The sequence below is a fragment of the Mesorhizobium sp. B3-1-9 genome (genome assembly GCF_006439595.1).
Taxonomy (GTDB): domain Bacteria; phylum Pseudomonadota; class Alphaproteobacteria; order Rhizobiales; family Rhizobiaceae; genus Mesorhizobium.
Map to the genome: position 1 here is coordinate 57,934 of NZ_VFTJ01000009.1, position 17,832 is coordinate 75,765.

A 17,832-nucleotide genomic window follows, 5' to 3' on the forward strand; every position below is an offset into this window, starting at 1 on the left:
CGGCCGGTGCACATCATTCGCGCACAGGCATGGCGGAGCCGTTGCCTATAAAATAGGCAGAAAATCAAAAAAGCGCGTTTAGCAGGCAGACTTTGAAGCCGGCTCAGCGTTTGAGCCGGATGAGGCCTTCCTGGGCGACCGAGGCGATCAGTGTCCCATCCCGCGCGAACAGCGAGCCGCGGGTGAAGCCGCGCGACCCTTGCGTCGACGGGCTGTCCTGATTGTAGAGGATCCAGTCGTCCAGCGAATGGCTGCGGTGGAACCACATGGCGTGGTCGAGGCTGGCGGCCTGGATGTCGCGGTCGAAAATGGCGCGGCCATGCGCGAAGGTCGAGGTGTCGAGCAGCGTCATGTCGGAGAGATAGGCGAGCACGGCCGCCTGAATGGCGCGGTCTTCCGGCACCGGGCCGGTGGTGCGGATCCAGATATTCTGCTGCGGCTCCAGCTTCTCGCGGCTCGTATAGTGCTTCAGCATCACCGGCTTCATCTCGATCGGCCGGTCGCGCTCCCAGTAGCGCCTGATGCCTTCCGGCACCGCCTCGCCGAACTTGCCGAGCAGCTCGCGTTGTGTGAGCAGCGTGTCGGGCGCCGGCACGTCGCGCGGCATCGGCAGCTGATGCTCGAGCCCGACCTCGTCCTGCTGGAAGGACGCCTCCAGCGAGAAGATCGCCTGGCCATGCTGGATCGCCACCACCCGGCGCGTGGTGAAGGAGCCGCCGTCGCGGATGCGGTCGACCTCGTAGACGATCGGCAGCTTGGTGTCGCCCGGCCGCATGAAATAACCGTGCAGCGAATGCACGTGCCGCTTCGGCTCGACGGTACGCTGCGCGGCGACCAGCGCCTGGGCGATGGTCTGGCCGCCGAACACGCGCTGCCAGTCGACCTTGGGGCTGCGACCACGATACAGATTGTGTTCGAGCTGTTCGAGGTCGAGAATGTCGAGAAGCTCGTCCATGGCCGCTGTCATGTTTGAAATCCTTCGAGGATGTGCCATGGCCGGTTTCGGACAGGACGTGCGGGCAGTCAAGGCCGCAAGCGGCGGCCGGCCGAAGCCGTGAAAGGATGATGCCATGGTCGACCGCAAGCCGGACGGAGCAGGGGCCAATGGAAAGCGCGAGGCTCTGGACGTGCTCATCGCCGGCGCGGGCTATGTCGGCCTCACCGCGGCCGTGTCGCTGAAACAGGCGCGGCCGGGCCTCGCCATCGCCATCGTCGACGCGGCCCCTGCCGGCGTCTGGCAGCGCGACGGCCGCGCCTCGGCCATAGCGGCGGCGGCCAGCCGCATGCTGGAGCAGCTCGGCGTCTGGGAAGAGATCGCGCCGGAAGCGCAGGCGATCACTGAAATGATCATCACCGATTCGCGCGCCGCCGACCCGGTGCGTCCGGTGTTCCTGACCTTCGGCGGTGAGGTGGCGCCCGGCGAGCCCTTCGCCCACATGGTCGCCAACCGCGACTTGAACGGCGCGCTGCGCCGGCGCGCCGAAAAGCTCGGCATCGACATCATCGAAGGCATGGCGGTCAGCGCCTTCGATGTGAACGGCGCCGGCATCACCGTGCACCTGGCCGACGGCGCCGCGCTGAAGGCGCGGCTGTTGGTCGCCGCCGACGGCGTCAACTCCAGGCTGCGCGACATGGCCGGCATCAAGACCGTCAAATGGGAATACGGCCAGTCCGGCATCGTCTGCACGGTGGCGCATGAGCGCCCGCACAACGGCCGCGCGGAAGAGCATTTCCTGCCGGCCGGCCCGTTCGCGACGCTGCCGCTGAAGCCGGACAAGGATGGCACCAACCGTTCGTCGATCGTCTGGGTGGAGCGCACGCAAGATGCCAAGGCGCTGGTCGACGGCGACGAGTTCGTCTTCGAGCACGATCTGGAGCAGCGCTTCGGCCTGAAGCTCGGCGAAATAACCGTCGCCGACAAGCCTCGCGCCTGGCCGCTCGGCCTGACGCTCGCCCGCGCCTTTGTCGCGCCGCGCTTCGCGCTGGCCGGCGACGCCGCGCATGGCATCCACCCGATCGCCGGCCAGGGCCTCAATCTCGGCTTCAAGGATGTCGCGGCGCTCGCCGAAGTCGTGGTCGAGGCCGACCGGCTCGGCCAGGATATCGGCGCGCTCGACGTGCTCGAGCGCTACCAGCAATGGCGCCGCTTCGACACGCTGCAGATGGGCGTCACCACCGACGTTTTGAACCGGCTGTTCTCCAACGACCTCGGCCCGCTGCGCGCCGCGCGCGATCTCGGCCTAGGGCTGGTCGAGCGCATGCCGAGGTTGAAAGAATTCTTCATCCGCCAGGCTTCGGGCCTCTCCGGCGAAACCCCACGACTGTTGAAGGGCGAGGCGATCTGAGCGTTAGCCGATTGGCGTAGGCCTTCGACATAGAATGACGCGGCGAGAGGCGTTTCGGCCAATCGTGAAGGCAGGCGATCCGGCCGCTGCAGCTCGGCTTAATGCATGTCGCGCAAAAGTGACCTCGGTTTTGCGACAACGACATGCATCAAGCAACGACCTAAAGCGCGTCGCCTGAATCCGCTTCAGCGCGACGCGCTTTAGTTCACTTCAAAGCCCAGCTTCTGCCGCAACCTCAGCATCCGCTGGTCGGCGATCTTGAGGCTCTGCCCGCCGCCCTGCGCGACCCGGTCCAGCATCCTGAGCAGGTCGTCCCGCTCATGCGGATCGAGGCGTTCGCGCAGGAACGGCGCCAGCTTGTCGATGACGAGCGTCGTGTCGTCGACCTGAGAAGCCGCCCATTTGGCGTAGACGACCGCCTCGTCGGTCTTCTTCGCATTCTCGGCGATCCGCGCGATCACCTCGCGGATGACCGCCTCGCGCTGCGGCAGGACCGGGCCGTGCTCCGAGACGATCGCGGTGATCAGCGTCGTCGCCGCCACCACCGGATCGTCGATCGCCGTCAGCGGCGAGAGCGCGGCCTGGTTGCGCAATTTCTTGCGGCGGATGTTGCCCTGGACGCGTCCGACGACATCGGCGACCTCGCGCGCGGCGTCGCTCATATATTTCAGCCGGTACCACCAGATGGCGGCCGCTCCGAGCAGGCCGAGGATGGCGATCAGGAAAGGCATGCCGAATTCCCCCGAAATCGCGGCGACAATAAGAGAAGCGCGGCCCTGCTTCAACACGCAACGGTTGCGACAGGTGAAGAAACGCTGAAGATATGATCGCGCAAGGGACAGCGCCAGCCGCGCCGGATCCATACCAGGCTTATGACCCCGGTATCTGGTAGATCGCCCTGACCTCGACGGTGCCGAGCTCGGCCAACGGAACGCGGTCGGCGATCGCCATCGCTTCGTCGAGATCCGCCGCCTCGACCATAAGGAAACCCAGCAATTGCTCCTTGGTCTCGGCGAAGGGGCCGTCGGTCACCAGCCGTTTGCCTTGGCGCCGCCTGAGCGACTTCGACATCTTCACCGGTTGCAGCGCCTGCGCGACGATCAGCTTGCCTTGCCGGTCGAGCTCTCTGTCATAGGCGAGCGAATCGGCATCGAGCTTGGCCGATTCCCGCGGGGTAAGCGCGAAGAGGTCCTTTTCCTCGCCATAGACCAGCAGGACATATTTCATTTCGAGCTTCCTTTCGTTGATGATTTATAGGAGGCGACGGTGTCGGTCTTGCTTGCCGTCGCCGCATGGTCGAGCAGGCACGCCGCGACGCCGATGATGGCGATGGCCGCCGCCAGCCGGCCGAAGCCGGGCGCCGGCGGATCCAGCCAGAACTCTTCGAGTCGCCGGCCTTTTCGCCCCGGCCGTCCCCAAATCGCAAGAAACAGATTGTCCATCTTAACCTCCATCGGCCGCGAATGGCCGCCCGCAGGACGGGTCGGGCAGACGGGAAGTCGACATTTTTGCACGCGCTTTTTTGGAGAATTTTCGAAGCGCGTCGCGCGACCTCAATCATACCAGGCCATGGATGGTCTTCCGGCCCGCTCGCGCTATAGTCACAGGGAACGCCGGCGCCTGCCGGCGAGAACCCCAACAGACCAGGAGGACTTCATGGACCGCACCGCAAACGCCGTCTGGAAAGGCAATTTGAAAGAGGGCAAGGGCACGCTCGACACCCAGAGCGGCACCTTGAAGGGCACGCCCTATTCGTTCAAGGCTCGTTTCGAGGACGAGAGCGGCAAGTCCGGCACCAATCCGGAAGAGCTGATCGCCGCCGCCCATGCCGGCTGCTACGCCATGCAGCTTTCGCATTTTTTGGCCGAGAACGGCACGCCGGCCACCGAGCTCGACGCCAAGGCGGTCGTGACGCTGGTGCCCGGCACCGGCATCACCGGCAGCGCCATCACCCTGGTCGGTAAGGTGCCGGGTATCGACGCGGCGAAATTCAAGGAGCTGGCCGAGAAGGCCAAGGCCGAGTGCCCGGTGTCGAAGGCGCTAGGCGCGATCAAGGTGTCGCTGGACGCGAAATTGGGGTGAGACGGGAAACGGCGTCGCCCTCGGCGGTCAACCCTTGAGAGCGGCGGCACGGACATCCGACGGCGTCGCGTCATAGCGGCGCCGGAACGCCCGGTTGAAATAGGAGAGGTCGTTGAAGCCGGCCTCGAACGCGATCGCGGTGATGCTGCGCCCGGCGTTGCGCGGGTCGCAGAGCATGCGATGCGCGTGCAGCAGCCGCTGGCGCAGCATGAACTCCGACAAAGACGTGCCGTCGCTTTCGAACAACTTGCGCACATAGCGCGTCGAAAGCCGGTGGCGCCTGGCGACATCCTCGGCCGAAAGGTCGCCGCCTCTGGCGATGATGTCTGCCTTGATGGCACGCAGCCGCGCCACTCGTACGCCGCGCCCGCGCGCGATTTCCACCGCGTCCCTCGTCCCGCCGATGGCAAGCGCCGCCAGATCGAAGATATGCGTTGCCGCCACATGCAGCTCTTCCGGGCTGAGCCCGTCGCCCGCATCCTGGACCGAATGGACATAGTCGATCAGCAGCCGCATCGCTCCGGTGCCGGTCGGTAGCGGCCGCATCAGCGCGATCGCGGGATCGCCGATCAGCGGCGAAAGCTGTTTGAGGGAAAAGCTCATATTGACGAAGCGGATGCCGCCCGGCTGGATGACGTTGAGGCCGACTTCTTCACCGCTCATCATCAGCGCGTGGCCGCCGCCGACCGGCTCCTCACGGCCGCGATGCTTCATCACGCTTGCGCCGTCCAGTGCCGCGAGCAGGACAAGATCGTCGCTGTCGATCAGCGTCGTCGAATGATAGACCCGGAATGCCGAGCAGGTGCCCGTAGCGATGCCCAGCCCCGGCAGCGCGCGCACCCGCATATCGACATGCGTCGGGTCGAGCGGATCGAGATCGACCTTCAGCACCGTGCGGCCATAGACCTCGCGCATGACCTCGACACGATCCCGCTCCGGGACCATGTCCGTGACCAGCCTGAACGAAGCCGACGGCCCCCTTGCCGCAGTCATCGGCACCCCCTGCCTCTGACGGATGGCCCGCGGGACCATCGCCAATTTTGGAGCCCGGTTCCCGCTGTGGACGAACCGGCTCCAGAGGCGCGCTGATATGCGCCGAGGTTCCCGAAACGTCAATACAGGGCCGTTTTGGCCGCTTTAAGGGCCGCCTCGTCCAAGCTGCCCCTCGCCGGCCTCACCTAGTTTGCGGCGCGCTTCGGCAAAAGCCGGCAGCGCATTCGGAAACAATCGAAGGGGGTTCGATGTATCACCTGCAACTGTTCAAGACGCTGTCTCAATTGTCGTCAGCCGGCTTCAATCCTCGCGTCTATCTTTTGTCTCTCGCGCTCGGCAAAGGCGCAGCCGACCATCGCGACCTGAAACTGCCGCCTCGCCTTGGCGAGCGCCGGCCATGACCGCGAGACCTGTCTTTCCGATATCGTCGCTTGTCGGCCTTTTCGTTCTCGCCGGCTGCACAAGCCCTCAGGGGGCCGGCCTTGCGATGGGCGCGGTCGGCGCCGTGGCCGGCGGCGGCGGGTTGAACCCGCTTTCGGCGGCGATCGGCCTCGGCACCATGGCGGCCGCCGATTCCGCGGCCGCGTCGCAGGCGGGTGTCATCACGCCGCAGGAGCAGGCCAAATATGCCGGCATGTCCTGCGCGGAATTGCGTCAACTGACGGCAAACTATGCGGCGGCTCAAGGCGCGCGCCCGGCGGCAAAGAAATATGGCGGCATGGCGCCTGCCGGCAAGATGGCCATCGCCAATCAGGTCATCTCCACCCGGCTCACCTATCTGAAACAGCTTGTGGCGAGCAAAGGATGCTGACCAGCCTTTCGCGTTTGGAGCGGGCGAGGCTTGTTGGCCTGGCTGCGCTGGCGGGATCGTTGGCCTTGGCAGCCACCGACGGCTTCGGCCAGGGAATCGGGCCGGCGACCCGCTCGCATCGCGGCCCGATACCGGTGGCGCTCGTAGGCCAGTGGAGTTTTGCGGCCGCGACCGGCCAGTATTGCGACCCGCTTGGCGATTGCGCGCCGGGCAGCGGCGGCAGCATCACCTTCACATTCGGCGTCGGCGGGCGTGCCGAATACAGCCTGTTTCAGTCCTCGCTGGTCGAAGGCTGCGGTCAGGTTCAGTCGCTGAGGTCTATGACCGGCACGGCAAGAGTGGACGGTTCCACGCTGGTGCTTACGCCGAGATCGGGGAACCTACAAATCGTTCAATGGCTGCCGGCCGGACCTCACCGGAAACTGGAAACTTGGCGCTGAAGACTTGAAGCCCGTTTCGTTCAGCTGGCAATTGGACGAAGGGGAACTGCAACTCGTCGACCCTACGGGCGAGGCCAGCGGCATCTACAACAGGAGGTGATACGCCGGGTTGTTATCCGGCGCCCAGCGCGTCGATCTTCGTGCGCAATGCCGCGACCTCTTCCTCGAGCGCCTTCACGCGCGCTTCGAGATCGCTATCCGAAGCTGACGCTGCCGCCTGCCAGGGCGCCGCCATCGCTGCCGCTTCCGCCGGCCCGCTCAGCAGATGAACATAGCGCTCCTCGCGCTGCCCGGGCGCGCGTTCGAGCAATTGGATCAGCGGCGGCCGGCGGCCGATCATCAGGTCGAGATTGTCGCGCAGCTCCTCGATCGAGGCGAAGCGCGCCATACGCTCCGAGCGGGCCAGAAGCTCATGCGCGGTCTGCGCGCCGCGCAGAAGCAAGAGGCCGATGACCGCGATCTGCGGCGTCGTCAGCGAAAAGCGCTGCGCCATCAGATGCTCGTAGCGCTCGACGCGCGAGGCGAAGGCCTGCCGCACCAGGCCCTTCTGCTCGAGCGAGCTCAGCGCCCGCCGGATCTCGGTGAGCTCCAGCGCCATGACAGGCTCGCGCGCGGTCTTCTGGTTGGCCGCCTGGTGCGCGCCGTTGAGCGTCAGCGGATAGACGTCCGGCGTCAGCTCCTTCTTCTCGATCAGCGAGCCGAGGACACGGGCTTCGACGGGGGACAGGGTCGGAAGATCGGTCATGGGCTGCAATCCTTTCTTGCGCCGGCGGGACAGCGCCCCCCTCTGTCCTGCCGGACATCTCCCCCACAAGGGGGGAGATCAGCAGCTTCGTCAACAGCGCTTATTCTTCGACGGCAGCGATTGGCGAAAGCCGCGGTGACAGCCAATCTCCCCACCTGTGGGGGAGATGTCCGGCAGGACAGAGGGGGGCGCGAAGGATCGCTGCCTTCAAAGCACCGCGAGCGAATTCGCCCGACTAGACCCGCCGCTCCACCATCATCTTCTTGATCTCGGCGATCGCCTTGGCGGGATTGAGTCCCTTCGGGCAGGTCTGCGCGCAGTTCATGATGGTGTGGCAGCGATAGAGCCGGAACGGGTCTTCCAGATTGTCGAGCCGCTCGCCTGTCGCCTCGTCGCGGCTGTCGATCAGCCAGCGATAGGCCTGCAATAGGGTGGCCGGGCCGAGATAACGATCGCCGTTCCACCAGTAGCTCGGGCACGACGTCGAGCAGCAAGCGCACAGGATGCACTCGTAGAGCCCGTCGAGCTTCTCGCGGTCCTCGTGGCTCTGCAGCCATTCCTTGGCGGGCGTCGGCGAGACCGTCTGCAGCCAGGGCTGGATCGAAGCGTGCTGGGCATAGAAATTGGTGAGGTCAGGCACCAGGTCCTTGATCACAGCCATGTGCGGCAGCGGATAGACCTTCACGGCGCCCAAAATGTCCTCGGCGCCCTTGGTGCAGGCCAGCGTGTTCGAGCCGTCGATATTCATGGCGCAGGAACCGCAGATGCCTTCGCGGCAGGAGCGGCGCAAGGTCAGCGTCGGGTCGATCTTGTTCTTGATCCACAACAGCGCGTCGAGAACCATCGGCCCGCAATCGTCCATGTCGACGAAATAGGTGTCCATGCGCGGGTTCTCGTCGTCGTCCGGCGACCAGCGGTAGATGCGGTATTCGCGCAGGTTCGTGGCGCCTTCCGGCTTCGGCCAGGTCTTGCCTTGCTGGACCTTCGAATTCCTGGGAAGCGTGAGTTCGACCATTACTTGCGGTCCTTTCGGATGACGAGCTTCAGCCCGGACCAGATTTCGTTCACGGCAGCGACCTTGACGTCGACGAGGTCGCGTTTCAGCGCCTCCGACCGGATGACGTCCTCGGTGACGTCGGTCGGCACTTTCGATGCCTTCTTCGGCCAAGAAACCCAGACCATGCCGTCGCGTTTGATCGCCGTCTCGATATGGGCCAAGCCGTCCTCGATCTCGGCGCGCTGCAGGGTGAAGGCATGCACGGCATCGTATTTCCGGCGGCCCGAGATCGCCGACCATTTGGACAGCCGATCGACGCCGGCAAAGGACACCGCCTCGGTCAGCGCATCGAGCTCCGGAGGCAGCGCAATGAAGGCGGCGACCATGCCGTCCCTCAGGCCGAGCTTGGCCGGAAGGGGCGTGCCGGAATATCCCGTGGCCGCCGGCGCCATGATCAGTACACCCGCGCCTTCGGCGCGATCTTGGCCAGGCTGATGCCGCCGTCCTTTTCCGCCAGCAGCGGCTCGGTGTGCACCGGCCGGTAGGTCAGCGTCACCTTGCCGTCTTCGCTCAGATGAGCCAGCGTATGCTTACGCCAGTTGGCGTCGTCGCGCTTGTCGAAATCCTCACGCGCGTGCGCGCCCCGGCTCTCCTTGCGCGCCTCGGCGCCGTAGACCGTGGTGATGGCGTTGGCCATCAGGTTTTCCAGCTCCAGCGTCTCGACGAGGTCGGAATTCCAGATCATCGAGCGGTCGGTGACCTTGATGTCCTTGAGCTCGCCCCAGAGTTCCGAAATGCGCTTGCAGCCGTTCTCGAGCGAGTCCTGCGTGCGGAACACGGCGGCGTCTTCCTGCATGGCGCGCTGCATCTTCTCGCGCAACACCGCGGTCGGGATCGAGCCGTTGGCGTGGCGCAGACGATCGAAGCGCTCCATGATCTTTTCGACCGAAGCTTCGTTGGGCGATGGGATCGCCGACTTGCGGTCGATCACCTGGCCGGCGCGGATGGCCGCCGCGCGGCCGAACACGACGAGGTCGATCAGCGAGTTCGAGCCGAGCCGGTTGGCACCATGCACCGAAGCGCACCCGGCCTCGCCCACCGCCATCAGGCCGGGCGACACCTTGTCCGGATTTTCGGCCGTCGGATTGAGCGCCTCGCCCCAGTAATTGGTCGGCACGCCGCCCATATTGTAGTGCACCGTCGGCAGCACCGGGATCGGCTCCTTGGTGAGGTCGACGCCGGCGAAGATCTTGGCCGATTCCGATATACCCGGCAGCCGCTCGTGCAGCACGGCCGGGTCGAGATGGTCGAGATGCAGGAAGATGTGGTCCTTGTTCTTGCCGACGCCGCGGCCCTCGCGGATCTCCAGCGTCATGCAGCGCGAGACCACGTCGCGCGAGGCGAGATCCTTGGCAGACGGCGCATAGCGCTCCATGAAGCGCTCGCCCTCGGAATTGACGAGATAGCCGCCCTCGCCGCGCGCGCCTTCGGTGATCAGGCAGCCGGCACCGTAGATGCCGGTCGGATGGAACTGCACGAACTCCATGTCCTGCAGCGGCAGCCCGGCCCTGGCTGCCATGCCGCCGCCGTCGCCGGTGCAGGTATGCGCCGAGGTGGCGGAGAAATAGGCTCGCCCATAGCCGCCGGTCGCCAGCACCACCATCTTGGCCGAGAAGCGGTGGATGGTGCCGTCATCGAGGTTCCAGGCGACGACGCCGGTGCAGGTGCCGTCCGGCTCCATGATCAGGTCGAGCGCGAAATACTCGATGAAGAACTGGGCGTTGTTCTTCAGCGACTGGCCGTAGAGCGTATGCAGGATGGCGTGGCCGGTGCGGTCGGCGGCAGCACAGGTGCGCTGCACCGGCGGACCGTCGCCATAGTTCATCATGTGGCCGCCGAACGGCCGCTGGTAGATCTTGCCTTCCTCGGTGCGCGAGAACGGCACGCCGTAATGCTCGAGCTCGTAGACGGCGGCCGGCGCCTCGCGCACCATGTATTCCATGGCGTCGACATCGCCGAGCCAGTCCGAGCCCTTGACGGTGTCGTACATGTGCCATTGCCAGGAATCGGGGCCCATGTTGGACAGCGAGGCGGCGATGCCGCCTTGCGCGGCCACCGTGTGCGAACGCGTCGGGAACACCTTGGTGATGCAGGCGGTGCGCAATCCCTGCTCGGCCATGCCGAGCGTGGCGCGCAGGCCGGCGCCGCCGGCGCCGACGATCACGACGTCGAATTTGTGGTCGACAAAAGTGTAGGCGGAAGCCGTGCTGGCTGTATTTGCGTTGGCCAAGACGTCAGCCTCCGAATGCGAGTTTGAGCAGGGCAAACAGCGAAGCGACGCCGACTGCCACGCAGAAGAAGGTGTTGAGCGCGATCAGCGCCAACCTCAGGCCTTCGCCATGCACGTAATCCTCGATGATCACCTGCATGCCGATGCGCATGTGGTAAAGCGGCGAGATCAGCACCAGCCCGAGCATGACCACCACGAACGGGTTCGCAAGCGCCGCCCGCACATCCGCGTAGTCATGGCCGTTGATCGCGATCAGGAAGCCGACGAAGAACAGGATCAAAGGAATGTTGGCGATGGCGGTCAGCCGCTGCCGCCAGAAATGCCCGGTGCCTTCGCGGGCCGAACCGAGGCCGCGGACTCTCGCCAGCGGCGTGCGCATGTCTGAATTGTTCGCGCTCATCAGAAAGCTCCCCGCGCCATGTAGCCGGCGATCCAGATCAGCAGCGTGAGCACGATCGAGCCGGCGAGCGTCGCCCAGGCGATCCTCGACGCGGTGTGTTTTTCCAGTCCCGCGCCGGTGTCCCAGACAAGGTGGCGCAGCCCGCCCAGCATGTGGTGCATCAGCGCCCAGGTGTAGCCGAACAGAACCAGCCGGCCGAGCCAGGAGCCGAAGGCCCAGTTGACCCAGTCGAAGGCGGCCTGCGAGCTCGAAGCTGCGATCAGCCACGCCGCCACCAGCAGCGTCCCGAAATAGAGCGCGCCGCCGGTGATGCGATGGATGATCGACATCGTCATCGTGATCGGCGGCCGGTAGACCGTCAGATGCGGCGAGAGCGGCCGTTCACGTCTGGCAACTGCGCGGGTGGCTGGTGATTTGCTCATGGCTCCCCCAGATCGGCATCCTGGAGCCGCGATGGGAATGCGGCGTTTGCCGCCCTCATATATGGCTTCGGACAGCCGGTTTCTAATGCTCTTTTTGCACCGCGTCAAAGCCGGAAAAACGTTTTGGAAACATCATTTAGTCTGACAAATTGGAGGCCGCGCGCTTCAATCGATTAGCGGCTGTTTAGAAGCCGGCGCAGCGTTCGCTGCAGTGCAACAAACTGCGCTATCTTCTGCAAGTCTGCGGGGTGGATCCCCTCTTCATCACCAGCGCCTCGCGTCCGTCGATCACGATTGCGTCATGCGTCGCCGCTTCCTGGTAGCGGCTGCTCTGGTTGGCGGGCGAGGCGGCGAACTCCTCGGCCGAGCCATCGGGCCGCATGACGCGCAACGCGCTGCCCAGATTCTGGATGGTGATCAAGCCGCCATTGCCGCATCTGTAGCTGGCCGTGCCGATGCCGGACCGCGGCGTCGTAAGGTCGGTGACGATCTTGGTTGGTGGTGCGGGCGTCTTGGCCGCTGTCGGGACCGACACTGCCGCAGGTACTGGGGGCGTCGCAGGTATCGACGTCGCCGCTGGCGCGGCGGGCTGCTGGTTCGGCGCAGGCGAAGCCGGCAGCGGTGCGGCATCGGCCGACTTGGGCGCGCCGTCCTGCGGCACGCAGGCCGCGGCCGCGAGAAGCAGCGGGATGATGATCGAGACCCGAACCGTGTGGCCAAAGCTCATACGCTGCCCTTTCGTGCGCGGCACCCTACAGCAATTCCGGGAAAAGTGTGAACGGTTGGGTTCGGCGTCTTCGCCGTGGCCTTCCGTCCGGAATTGCGTCGAAACAAAGAGATAGCCGCTTGCCGTTACTGTGAAACGGTGGACCGCTGTAGCCACGCGACGTTGCAAGATCAAGGTGACCTGAAGTCAGATCGGCACTGCGACCGCCCTGTTGCCTGGCAAGCCGGCCCTCGAAATTAACCATGTTCCCTAAGAACCGGCGCCGAAGGCCTCCCGCCTCTTAACAAAGGTTAAGAAAGAGTTAATTTCCGATTCGAACCGGATTCCAGGCGCGATCTGTCGCGCCGATCAAGGGAGAGCGACATGCGTTCGAATTCAGTGCGGGCAAGCCTCGCGGCCGCGGCGCTGGCGGGCTTTGTCATGGCAATCGCCGCGCCGGCCGAAGCCGGCTTGCGCCATCACGACCGCGTCTATGCCGATTCCTTCGGCAATCTCGTCATCGACAGCGCAGCCGGCTACAAGCGCATCGTCGTCGGCGAGGGCAAGCTTGCGAAGAAGCTTTCCGAATTCACCAGCGCCGGCCTGCCGGATGTCGTCTATGACGATGCGGACGAACCCGGCGCGCCCGGCTGCTACCAGCCGCCAGTGCTGGTGAAGGGCCGCTCCTATATGTACGGGCTTTCCGACGGCGAGATGCCCAATCTCAGCCCTTGCCGTTGAAGCTCGTCGGCGCCTGGCGCCGCCGCGCCTGACACGCGTCCGGTGTCATAGACGACAACCGCCATGAATGCCGCCGCCGGCAGCCCGGCGACGAGCAGGTTGATCATCAGGCTGAAGTCGGTGCTGCCTATATCTGCCTTCGTCGGACGTTCCGGACAGAAAAGCATCGACGGGCGAAGAACACGTTAATGCCAAGGCATGACCGCAGGCTACAGGTCTCTGCGATTAGCTGCAAACGCCCACGCGCTCGTCATTCTAGGGCGAAGCAAGGAGCGGAGCGACGCGCGCAGACCCTAGAATCCATGCGGTTCCGTTAAGGCGTTGCGGCAATTATAGGATTTGCACTGCAGTATTCTACGCCAGAGGTAACGGTATGATCCTCGGGGTCAAGCCCGAGGATGACGAAGTTGCAGGAGCTTCGGGCAATCGCGAACGTTGCGATCGCCTTCTGGACTAAGCAGGGGGGTTGCGCCGGGCCTGTATGTATCAGCCGACGGCGAGCGGCTCGGCAGCGAAGGCGGTTTCAGGTCTCTCATAGGAAAGCCGCACGCTGTCGCGGCCGTTCTTCTTGGCCTTGTAGAGCGCTTCGTCGGCGCGCCGCATCAGCGGCGCCAGGCCTTCCCTGCCGCTTCGCGCGGCAACGCCGAAGCTGGCCGTGACCCTGGTGTCGGGCGGCAGCCCGTCGATCGCGCCGGCCGAATAGAAAGCGCGGATCGCTTCGGCGAAGAGCCTTGCCGCCCCCAGGTCGCTGAGCGGCAGAAGCACGGCGAACTCTTCGCCGCCGATGCGGCCGGCGGCCCCGCGCGCGCCGGTGGCGGAGCGCAGCTTGGCAGCGAAGTCGGCGATCACCCGGTCGCCGGCCTCATGCCCATGTTGGTCGTTCAGCGCCTTGAAATGATCGAGATCGGCAAGCACCAGGGCGACGGGAAACCCCGCCTTGCCGCACTGGTCGAGCAACACGGTTGCCCGCTCCTCGAAGCCGCGGCGGTTGAGGATGCCCGAGAGCGGATCGGTATGGGTCTCGGCCTTCAGCGCCCGCATCACATCGAGCGCCGCGGCCGTGAACAGGCTAAGCGCGATCAGCAGCGACAACAGCGCGTGCGAAAGCAGCGCCGTCGTCCAGTAGGACGATCCGTAGAAGCCGTCATAGCCGGGGAACGGTCCATGCGCGATGACGACGATCAGCGTGCGGGCGATGAAGTTCAGCCCGGAAAGCAGCGACAGCGCGAACAGGATTTTCTCGGTCGGACCGTTGTTGCGCACCGTTCTCAGTTCCGCGGCGACCAGCAGGCTGAGCGCGCCAAAGCCGAAATTCATGACGAGCACGCGCCAGGTGAGGTCCGGCTCGACGAACATGAACCAGATGAAAGCGGCGAGCCCGCCTCCGGTCACGATACCGATGCCGACATAGGGCACGCGCCGCCCATAGCGCGCGACGATCGCGCTGGAGAGACAGCAGGCCGCAATCGTGAAGCAGCTATTGGAAGCCAGCTTGGTCAGCGCCACGCCGATCGGAAGCGTGAAATACTGCAGCAGGAAACCCGGCGCCGACAGGCAGTAGCTCGCGCCGAGCGCAGCCAGATACGGGCGATGGCGCTGATAGGAAAACAGCACGAGGAACGCGGCGCCAAGCGCCAGCGCTATCGTCGGATTGAGCAGCGCTATGAGCAGACCGGTGTCCAAAGGACTGCGACTTTCCCCAACTTACCCAGGGGGAATACTAGGACCTAAGCCCAAACAAGCGGTTAAGCCCCCGACGAGCACATCGCATGCCACACGGAACCGGCCTGCCGGAGCGGCGTTGTCCGGCCAGACAGGAGACGCCAGACGGGAGACGATCGAGATGGCCGGCACGATCACTTTGACGAACCACGATGAAATCCGCTCCTGGGCGGCGGCGCGCGCCGGCTTCCCGGCCATTGTCGACATCTCGCCCGAGGCGGGAACGCAGCCCATGCTGCGGCTGGTTTTTGGGCAGCAGGCGTATGAAGACACCGACCGCCCGGAGCGTTCGATCAACAGCGGCGGCTACGAGCTCGTGGAGTGGGACGAGTGGTTCAGGATTTTCGACGAGCGGCAGTTGGCCTTGGTCGTCGCCGCCGACGAGCCCGGCCGGCGCGAGGAGTTTCACGAGATCATTCGCAGATAGAGCGCTGAAAGCAAAAGGCCCGGACGTCCTGTCCGGGCCTTTGTTGAGAGACGCAGCCGGCTGTTACTTCCAGTCGCGGATGTCGACAAAGTGGCCGGCGATCGCGGCGGCCGCCGCCATGGCCGGCGACACCAGGTGGGTGCGGCCCTTGAAGCCCTGCCGGCCCTCGAAATTGCGGTTCGAGGTCGAGGCGCAGCGTTCATGCGGCTTCAGCCGATCATCGTTCATGGCCAGGCACATCGAGCAGCCCGGTTCGCGCCAATCGAAGCCGGCGGCAACGAAGATCTTGTCGAGGCCTTCGGCCTCCGCTTGTTCCTTGACCAGGCCGGAGCCGGGCACGATCATGGCGTTGACGCGCGGATTGACCTTCTTGCCCTCGACCACCTTGGCGGCGGCGCGCAGGTCTTCGATGCGGCCGTTGGTGCAGGAGCCGATGAAGACGCGGTCGAGCGCTATGTCGGTGATCTTGGTCCCCGGCGTCAGCCCCATATAGTCGAGCGCGCGGATCTTCGACGTGCGCTTGTTCTCGTCCGCGATCTCTTGCGGATTGGGCACGATGCCCTGCACCGAGACGACGTCCTCGGGCGAGGAGCCCCAGGAGACGATCGGCGGCAGTTTCTGCGCGTCGAGCACCACGACCTTGTCGAAATGCGCGCCTTCGTCGGACTGCAGCGTCTTCCAATAGGCGAGCGCGGCATCCCAGGCAGCGCCCTTCGGCGCGCGCGGCTTGTCCTTCACATAGGCAAAGGTCGTCTCGTCCGGCGCGATCAGGCCTGCCCGCGCGCCGCCCTCGATCGACATGTTGCAGATCGTCATGCGGCCTTCCATCGACAGCGAACGGATCGCTTCGCCCGCATATTCGATGACGTAGCCGGTGCCGCCGGCGGTGCCGATCTCGCCGATGATGGCGAGGATGATGTCCTTGGCGGTGACGCCTTCCGGCAACTGGCCGTCGACGCGCACCAGCATATTCCGGGCCTTGCGCTGGATCAGCGTCTGGGTGGCCAGCACATGCTCGACTTCCGACGTGCCGATGCCATGCGCCAGCGCGCCGAAAGCGCCATGGGTCGAAGTGTGGCTATCGCCGCAGACGATGGTCATGCCCGGCAGGGTAAAACCCTGTTCCGGCCCGATGATGTGGACGATGCCCTGGCGGATATCGTTCTCGGAATAATATTCGATGCCGAAATCCTTGGCGTTCTTGGCCAGCGCCTCGACCTGGATGCGGCTTTCCTCGTTCTTGATGCCGAACTTGCGCTCGGGCGAGGTCGGCACGTTATGGTCGACCACGGCCAGCGTCTTTTCCGGATGGCGGACCTTGCGGCCGCTCATGCGCAGGCCTTCGAAGGCCTGTGGGCTGGTGACTTCGTGGACGAGGTGGCGGTCGATATAGAGCAGGCAGGTGCCGTCGTCCTGGCGGTCGACCGTGTGGTCGTCGAAGATCTTGTCGTAGAGGGTGCGCGGTGCGCTCATGTGCGTAAATCCGTCGATATGAGAATAGGAAAAGCTGGCGTGGCTTCGGCCGGCAAGCGACTTCGATCAGTCGGCCCGGCGAAGTCGGCAGGTGAGCGCGCCGCAGACCCGCGCGGCAAATCGCGACGGCAGGCGCTTTCTGTCCTGCAGCACGAAGCCCTTGTAGGCCGGATCGCTGAAAAGCTTTTCCATGGCGGCGTAGATAGCAATGTTTTGGCTTTTCGGCAATTGCGCGCGGGGCCTGGTTCCTCGCCCTCACATTCCCACACCTTCGGAGGGCAAAGGCAGAGCGCCAAGGTCGGCGAGCGCGCGCCCTTCCTCTCCCCCGCCGATCGGGGGAGAGGTGGCGAGCGAAGCTAAACGGAGTGGGGGTCGACTTGGCTCGGCCATTGTTATTTCAAACCGAGCAATGCCTCGGCTTTATAGTGGCCGGTGGCGAGTTATTAGCGACGGCGCATTTGAGCACCGCCGTCCCCCGCTCCGTCGCTGCTTCGCAGCGCCACCTCTCCCCCTCCGGAGGGAGAGGAAGGGAGCCAAGATCGGCGAGCTCACGGCTCAAACCACCTCGAACACGAATGTCTTCACCAGCGCTTCCGGGTCGCCGATCGCGTAGCAGCGGAACCACGGGCTTTGCTCTACGAGCCGCCATCTCTTCGCCTGGGTCAGCTCGTCGAACACCGTTTGAAAACCGCCGCTCTCGAAAACCTGGTCGCGCACGGTGAAGATGGCGTGGCCGCCGCTTTTGGTGATGCGCACCAGTTCGTGCAGGCCGGAGGCAGGGGCATGACCGATGGTGAAGACGCCGGTCGAGAAGAAGGCGCGGAAATGCCGGTCGGGCCAAGGCAGCGGACCGCCGAGCATCGCCTTCTTCAGCTCGCCATAGGCCGGCTTGCCGTTGGCCTGGCGGCTGCCGGCGATCTTCAGCATGTCGTCGGAGAGGTCGAGGCCGGCGATGTCGCCATAGCCCAGAGCGTTGAGCGACGGCCCCGACAGGCCCGTGCCGCAGCCGGCGTCGAGCAGCGGACCTTCGCCCGCCGGCACGTGCCGCGCCACCCAGGCGGTGATCAGGAAAGGCAGGAGATAGCCGAGCGAGGCGGTCTCGCTGTCATAGGTCGCAGCCCAGTCGGCATAGGCCTTTGCGAGTCCTTCCGGCGAGTCGGCCGAATAGACGGAGTCCAGCGCCGCATTGGCCTTGTCGAAATTCATGGGACGTCTCCTCCGCCGGATGCATGTGACCA

At 65.0% G+C, this 17,832-nt stretch carries 23 protein-coding genes; 7 read left to right on the forward strand and 16 right to left on the reverse strand.

Annotated elements, in window-relative coordinates; genetic code table 11:
• Positions 1-103: 103 nt before the first annotated feature.
• Entirely contained in the window at positions 104-967 is an 864-nt protein-coding gene (tesB, locus tag FJW07_RS17790; RefSeq protein ID WP_140857904.1) for an acyl-CoA thioesterase II, read from the reverse strand.
• A 103-nt stretch (positions 968-1,070) separates the two neighbouring features.
• Between tesB and FJW07_RS17795 the strand changes: the two genes are divergently transcribed.
• Positions 1,071-2,345: a ubiquinone biosynthesis hydroxylase gene (locus FJW07_RS17795; RefSeq protein ID WP_140857905.1), complete on the forward strand. Its 1,275-nt coding sequence runs from the start codon at positions 1,071-1,073 to the stop codon at positions 2,343-2,345.
• Positions 2,346-2,545: 200 nt separating this feature from the next.
• Here the strand turns inward: FJW07_RS17795 and FJW07_RS17800 are convergent, their stop codons facing one another.
• From FJW07_RS17800 to FJW07_RS17810, 3 genes are all read right to left on the reverse strand, one after another.
• Positions 2,546-3,076: a hypothetical protein gene (locus tag FJW07_RS17800; RefSeq protein ID WP_140857907.1), complete on the reverse strand. Its 531-nt coding sequence runs from the start codon at positions 3,074-3,076 to the stop codon at positions 2,546-2,548.
• 139 nt (positions 3,077-3,215) lie between these two features.
• Positions 3,216-3,572, reverse strand: a complete 357-nt coding sequence (locus FJW07_RS17805; protein ID WP_140785512.1) for a YciI family protein — start codon at positions 3,570-3,572, stop codon at positions 3,216-3,218.
• Entirely contained in the window at positions 3,569-3,787 is a 219-nt protein-coding gene (locus FJW07_RS17810) for a hypothetical protein (protein ID WP_140646053.1), read from the reverse strand. The genes FJW07_RS17805 and FJW07_RS17810 overlap by 4 nt, the downstream gene beginning before the upstream one ends.
• Positions 3,788-4,001: 214 nt before the next feature.
• Between FJW07_RS17810 and FJW07_RS17815 the strand changes: the two genes are divergently transcribed.
• Positions 4,002-4,427, forward strand: a complete 426-nt coding sequence (locus FJW07_RS17815) for an OsmC family protein (RefSeq protein WP_140646052.1) — start codon at positions 4,002-4,004, stop codon at positions 4,425-4,427.
• A gap of 27 nt (positions 4,428-4,454) precedes the next feature.
• On the opposite strand, the gene FJW07_RS17820 is transcribed toward FJW07_RS17815, so the two are convergent.
• The gene (locus FJW07_RS17820; RefSeq protein ID WP_140857909.1) at positions 4,455-5,420 is read right to left on the reverse strand and encodes an AraC family transcriptional regulator; all 966 of its coding nucleotides are present in this window, start codon (positions 5,418-5,420) and stop codon (positions 4,455-4,457) included.
• Between the two features lie 248 nt (positions 5,421-5,668).
• On the opposite strand from FJW07_RS17820, the gene FJW07_RS17825 reads away from it, so the two are divergent.
• From FJW07_RS17825 to FJW07_RS17835, 3 genes are read left to right on the forward strand one after another with little or no spacing between them, the layout of a single operon-like run.
• The gene (locus tag FJW07_RS17825) at positions 5,669-5,821 is read left to right on the forward strand and encodes a hypothetical protein (protein WP_140658655.1); all 153 of its coding nucleotides are present in this window, start codon (positions 5,669-5,671) and stop codon (positions 5,819-5,821) included.
• On the forward strand, positions 5,818-6,231 hold the full coding sequence (locus tag FJW07_RS17830; RefSeq protein WP_140857910.1) for a hypothetical protein: 414 nt from the start codon (positions 5,818-5,820) through the stop codon (positions 6,229-6,231). Before FJW07_RS17825 ends, FJW07_RS17830 begins: the two co-directional genes overlap by 4 nt.
• Positions 6,225-6,671 (forward strand): hypothetical protein, encoded by a 447-nt coding sequence (locus tag FJW07_RS17835; protein WP_181182668.1) that lies wholly within the window; start codon positions 6,225-6,227, stop codon positions 6,669-6,671. The genes FJW07_RS17830 and FJW07_RS17835 overlap by 7 nt, the downstream gene beginning before the upstream one ends.
• Positions 6,672-6,783: 112 nt before the next feature.
• On the opposite strand, the gene FJW07_RS17840 is transcribed toward FJW07_RS17835, so the two are convergent.
• The 7 genes from FJW07_RS17840 to FJW07_RS17875 form a co-directional block, all read right to left on the reverse strand.
• Positions 6,784-7,416, reverse strand: a complete 633-nt coding sequence (locus FJW07_RS17840; protein ID WP_140857912.1) for a DUF480 domain-containing protein — start codon at positions 7,414-7,416, stop codon at positions 6,784-6,786.
• 235 nt (positions 7,417-7,651) lie between these two features.
• Positions 7,652-8,431 carry a succinate dehydrogenase iron-sulfur subunit gene (locus FJW07_RS17850; protein ID WP_140857914.1) on the reverse strand — a complete coding sequence of 260 codons (780 nt, stop codon included), beginning with the start codon at positions 8,429-8,431 and terminating at the stop codon, positions 7,652-7,654.
• On the reverse strand, positions 8,431-8,865 hold the full coding sequence (locus FJW07_RS17855) for a DUF3052 family protein (RefSeq protein ID WP_140857916.1): 435 nt from the start codon (positions 8,863-8,865) through the stop codon (positions 8,431-8,433). The genes FJW07_RS17850 and FJW07_RS17855 overlap by 1 nt, the downstream gene beginning before the upstream one ends.
• Positions 8,866-8,867: 2 nt before the next feature.
• On the reverse strand, positions 8,868-10,703 hold the full coding sequence (sdhA, locus tag FJW07_RS17860; protein WP_140857918.1) for a succinate dehydrogenase flavoprotein subunit: 1,836 nt from the start codon (positions 10,701-10,703) through the stop codon (positions 8,868-8,870).
• Between the two features lie 4 nt (positions 10,704-10,707).
• Positions 10,708-11,103, reverse strand: coding sequence for a succinate dehydrogenase, hydrophobic membrane anchor protein (sdhD, locus tag FJW07_RS17865; RefSeq protein ID WP_140646043.1), 396 nt, complete (start codon positions 11,101-11,103; stop codon positions 10,708-10,710).
• The gene (sdhC, locus tag FJW07_RS17870) at positions 11,103-11,525 is read right to left on the reverse strand and encodes a succinate dehydrogenase, cytochrome b556 subunit (RefSeq protein ID WP_140684948.1); all 423 of its coding nucleotides are present in this window, start codon (positions 11,523-11,525) and stop codon (positions 11,103-11,105) included. Before sdhC ends, sdhD begins: the two co-directional genes overlap by 1 nt.
• Positions 11,526-11,751: 226 nt before the next feature.
• Positions 11,752-12,252, reverse strand: coding sequence for a hypothetical protein (locus FJW07_RS17875; protein WP_140857919.1), 501 nt, complete (start codon positions 12,250-12,252; stop codon positions 11,752-11,754).
• 363 nt (positions 12,253-12,615) lie between these two features.
• On the opposite strand from FJW07_RS17875, the gene FJW07_RS17880 reads away from it, so the two are divergent.
• Entirely contained in the window at positions 12,616-12,972 is a 357-nt protein-coding gene (locus FJW07_RS17880; RefSeq protein WP_140857921.1) for a hypothetical protein, read from the forward strand.
• A 486-nt stretch (positions 12,973-13,458) separates the two neighbouring features.
• Here the strand turns inward: FJW07_RS17880 and FJW07_RS17885 are convergent, their stop codons facing one another.
• On the reverse strand, positions 13,459-14,655 hold the full coding sequence (locus FJW07_RS17885) for a GGDEF domain-containing protein (protein WP_140857923.1): 1,197 nt from the start codon (positions 14,653-14,655) through the stop codon (positions 13,459-13,461).
• A 160-nt stretch (positions 14,656-14,815) separates the two neighbouring features.
• Between FJW07_RS17885 and FJW07_RS17890 the strand changes: the two genes are divergently transcribed.
• Entirely contained in the window at positions 14,816-15,121 is a 306-nt protein-coding gene (locus FJW07_RS17890; protein WP_140659908.1) for a hypothetical protein, read from the forward strand.
• A 63-nt stretch (positions 15,122-15,184) separates the two neighbouring features.
• Here FJW07_RS17890 and leuC read toward each other — a convergent pair whose 3' ends face one another.
• The 3 genes from leuC to FJW07_RS17905 form a co-directional block, all read right to left on the reverse strand.
• Positions 15,185-16,594: a 3-isopropylmalate dehydratase large subunit gene (gene leuC / locus FJW07_RS17895; RefSeq protein WP_140857925.1), complete on the reverse strand. Its 1,410-nt coding sequence runs from the start codon at positions 16,592-16,594 to the stop codon at positions 15,185-15,187.
• Between the two features lie 66 nt (positions 16,595-16,660).
• Positions 16,661-16,786 (reverse strand): hypothetical protein, encoded by a 126-nt coding sequence (locus tag FJW07_RS32295; protein ID WP_140659910.1) that lies wholly within the window; start codon positions 16,784-16,786, stop codon positions 16,661-16,663.
• Positions 16,787-17,149: 363 nt separating this feature from the next.
• Positions 17,150-17,800, reverse strand: coding sequence for a methyltransferase domain-containing protein (locus tag FJW07_RS17905; RefSeq protein ID WP_140857927.1), 651 nt, complete (start codon positions 17,798-17,800; stop codon positions 17,150-17,152).
• Between the last annotated feature and the right edge of the window lie 32 nt (positions 17,801-17,832).

Bases quoted from the DNA above. Each gene is read 5' to 3' on its own strand.
- tesB (WP_140857904.1), bottom strand. From the start codon at position 967: ATGACAGCGGCCATGGACGAGCTTCTCGACATTCTCGACCTCGAACAG.
- FJW07_RS17795 (WP_140857905.1), top strand. From the start codon at position 1,071: ATGGTCGACCGCAAGCCGGACGGAGCAGGGGCCAATGGAAAGCGCGAG.
- FJW07_RS17800 (WP_140857907.1), bottom strand. From the start codon at position 3,076: ATGCCTTTCCTGATCGCCATCCTCGGCCTGCTCGGAGCGGCCGCCATC.
- FJW07_RS17805 (WP_140785512.1), bottom strand. From the start codon at position 3,572: ATGAAATATGTCCTGCTGGTCTATGGCGAGGAAAAGGACCTCTTCGCG.
- FJW07_RS17810 (WP_140646053.1), bottom strand. From the start codon at position 3,787: ATGGACAATCTGTTTCTTGCGATTTGGGGACGGCCGGGGCGAAAAGGC.
- FJW07_RS17815 (WP_140646052.1), top strand. From the start codon at position 4,002: ATGGACCGCACCGCAAACGCCGTCTGGAAAGGCAATTTGAAAGAGGGC.
- FJW07_RS17820 (WP_140857909.1), bottom strand. From the start codon at position 5,420: ATGACTGCGGCAAGGGGGCCGTCGGCTTCGTTCAGGCTGGTCACGGAC.
- FJW07_RS17825 (WP_140658655.1), top strand. From the start codon at position 5,669: ATGTATCACCTGCAACTGTTCAAGACGCTGTCTCAATTGTCGTCAGCC.
- FJW07_RS17830 (WP_140857910.1), top strand. From the start codon at position 5,818: ATGACCGCGAGACCTGTCTTTCCGATATCGTCGCTTGTCGGCCTTTTC.
- FJW07_RS17835 (WP_181182668.1), top strand. From the start codon at position 6,225: ATGCTGACCAGCCTTTCGCGTTTGGAGCGGGCGAGGCTTGTTGGCCTG.
- FJW07_RS17840 (WP_140857912.1), bottom strand. From the start codon at position 7,416: ATGACCGATCTTCCGACCCTGTCCCCCGTCGAAGCCCGTGTCCTCGGC.
- FJW07_RS17850 (WP_140857914.1), bottom strand. From the start codon at position 8,431: ATGGTCGAACTCACGCTTCCCAGGAATTCGAAGGTCCAGCAAGGCAAG.
- FJW07_RS17855 (WP_140857916.1), bottom strand. From the start codon at position 8,865: ATGGCGCCGGCGGCCACGGGATATTCCGGCACGCCCCTTCCGGCCAAG.
- sdhD (WP_140646043.1), bottom strand. From the start codon at position 11,103: ATGAGCGCGAACAATTCAGACATGCGCACGCCGCTGGCGAGAGTCCGC.
- sdhC (WP_140684948.1), bottom strand. From the start codon at position 11,525: ATGAGCAAATCACCAGCCACCCGCGCAGTTGCCAGACGTGAACGGCCG.
- FJW07_RS17875 (WP_140857919.1), bottom strand. From the start codon at position 12,252: ATGAGCTTTGGCCACACGGTTCGGGTCTCGATCATCATCCCGCTGCTT.
- FJW07_RS17880 (WP_140857921.1), top strand. From the start codon at position 12,616: ATGCGTTCGAATTCAGTGCGGGCAAGCCTCGCGGCCGCGGCGCTGGCG.
- FJW07_RS17890 (WP_140659908.1), top strand. From the start codon at position 14,816: ATGGCCGGCACGATCACTTTGACGAACCACGATGAAATCCGCTCCTGG.
- leuC (WP_140857925.1), bottom strand. From the start codon at position 16,594: ATGAGCGCACCGCGCACCCTCTACGACAAGATCTTCGACGACCACACG.
- FJW07_RS32295 (WP_140659910.1), bottom strand. From the start codon at position 16,786: ATGGAAAAGCTTTTCAGCGATCCGGCCTACAAGGGCTTCGTGCTGCAG.
- FJW07_RS17905 (WP_140857927.1), bottom strand. From the start codon at position 17,800: ATGAATTTCGACAAGGCCAATGCGGCGCTGGACTCCGTCTATTCGGCC.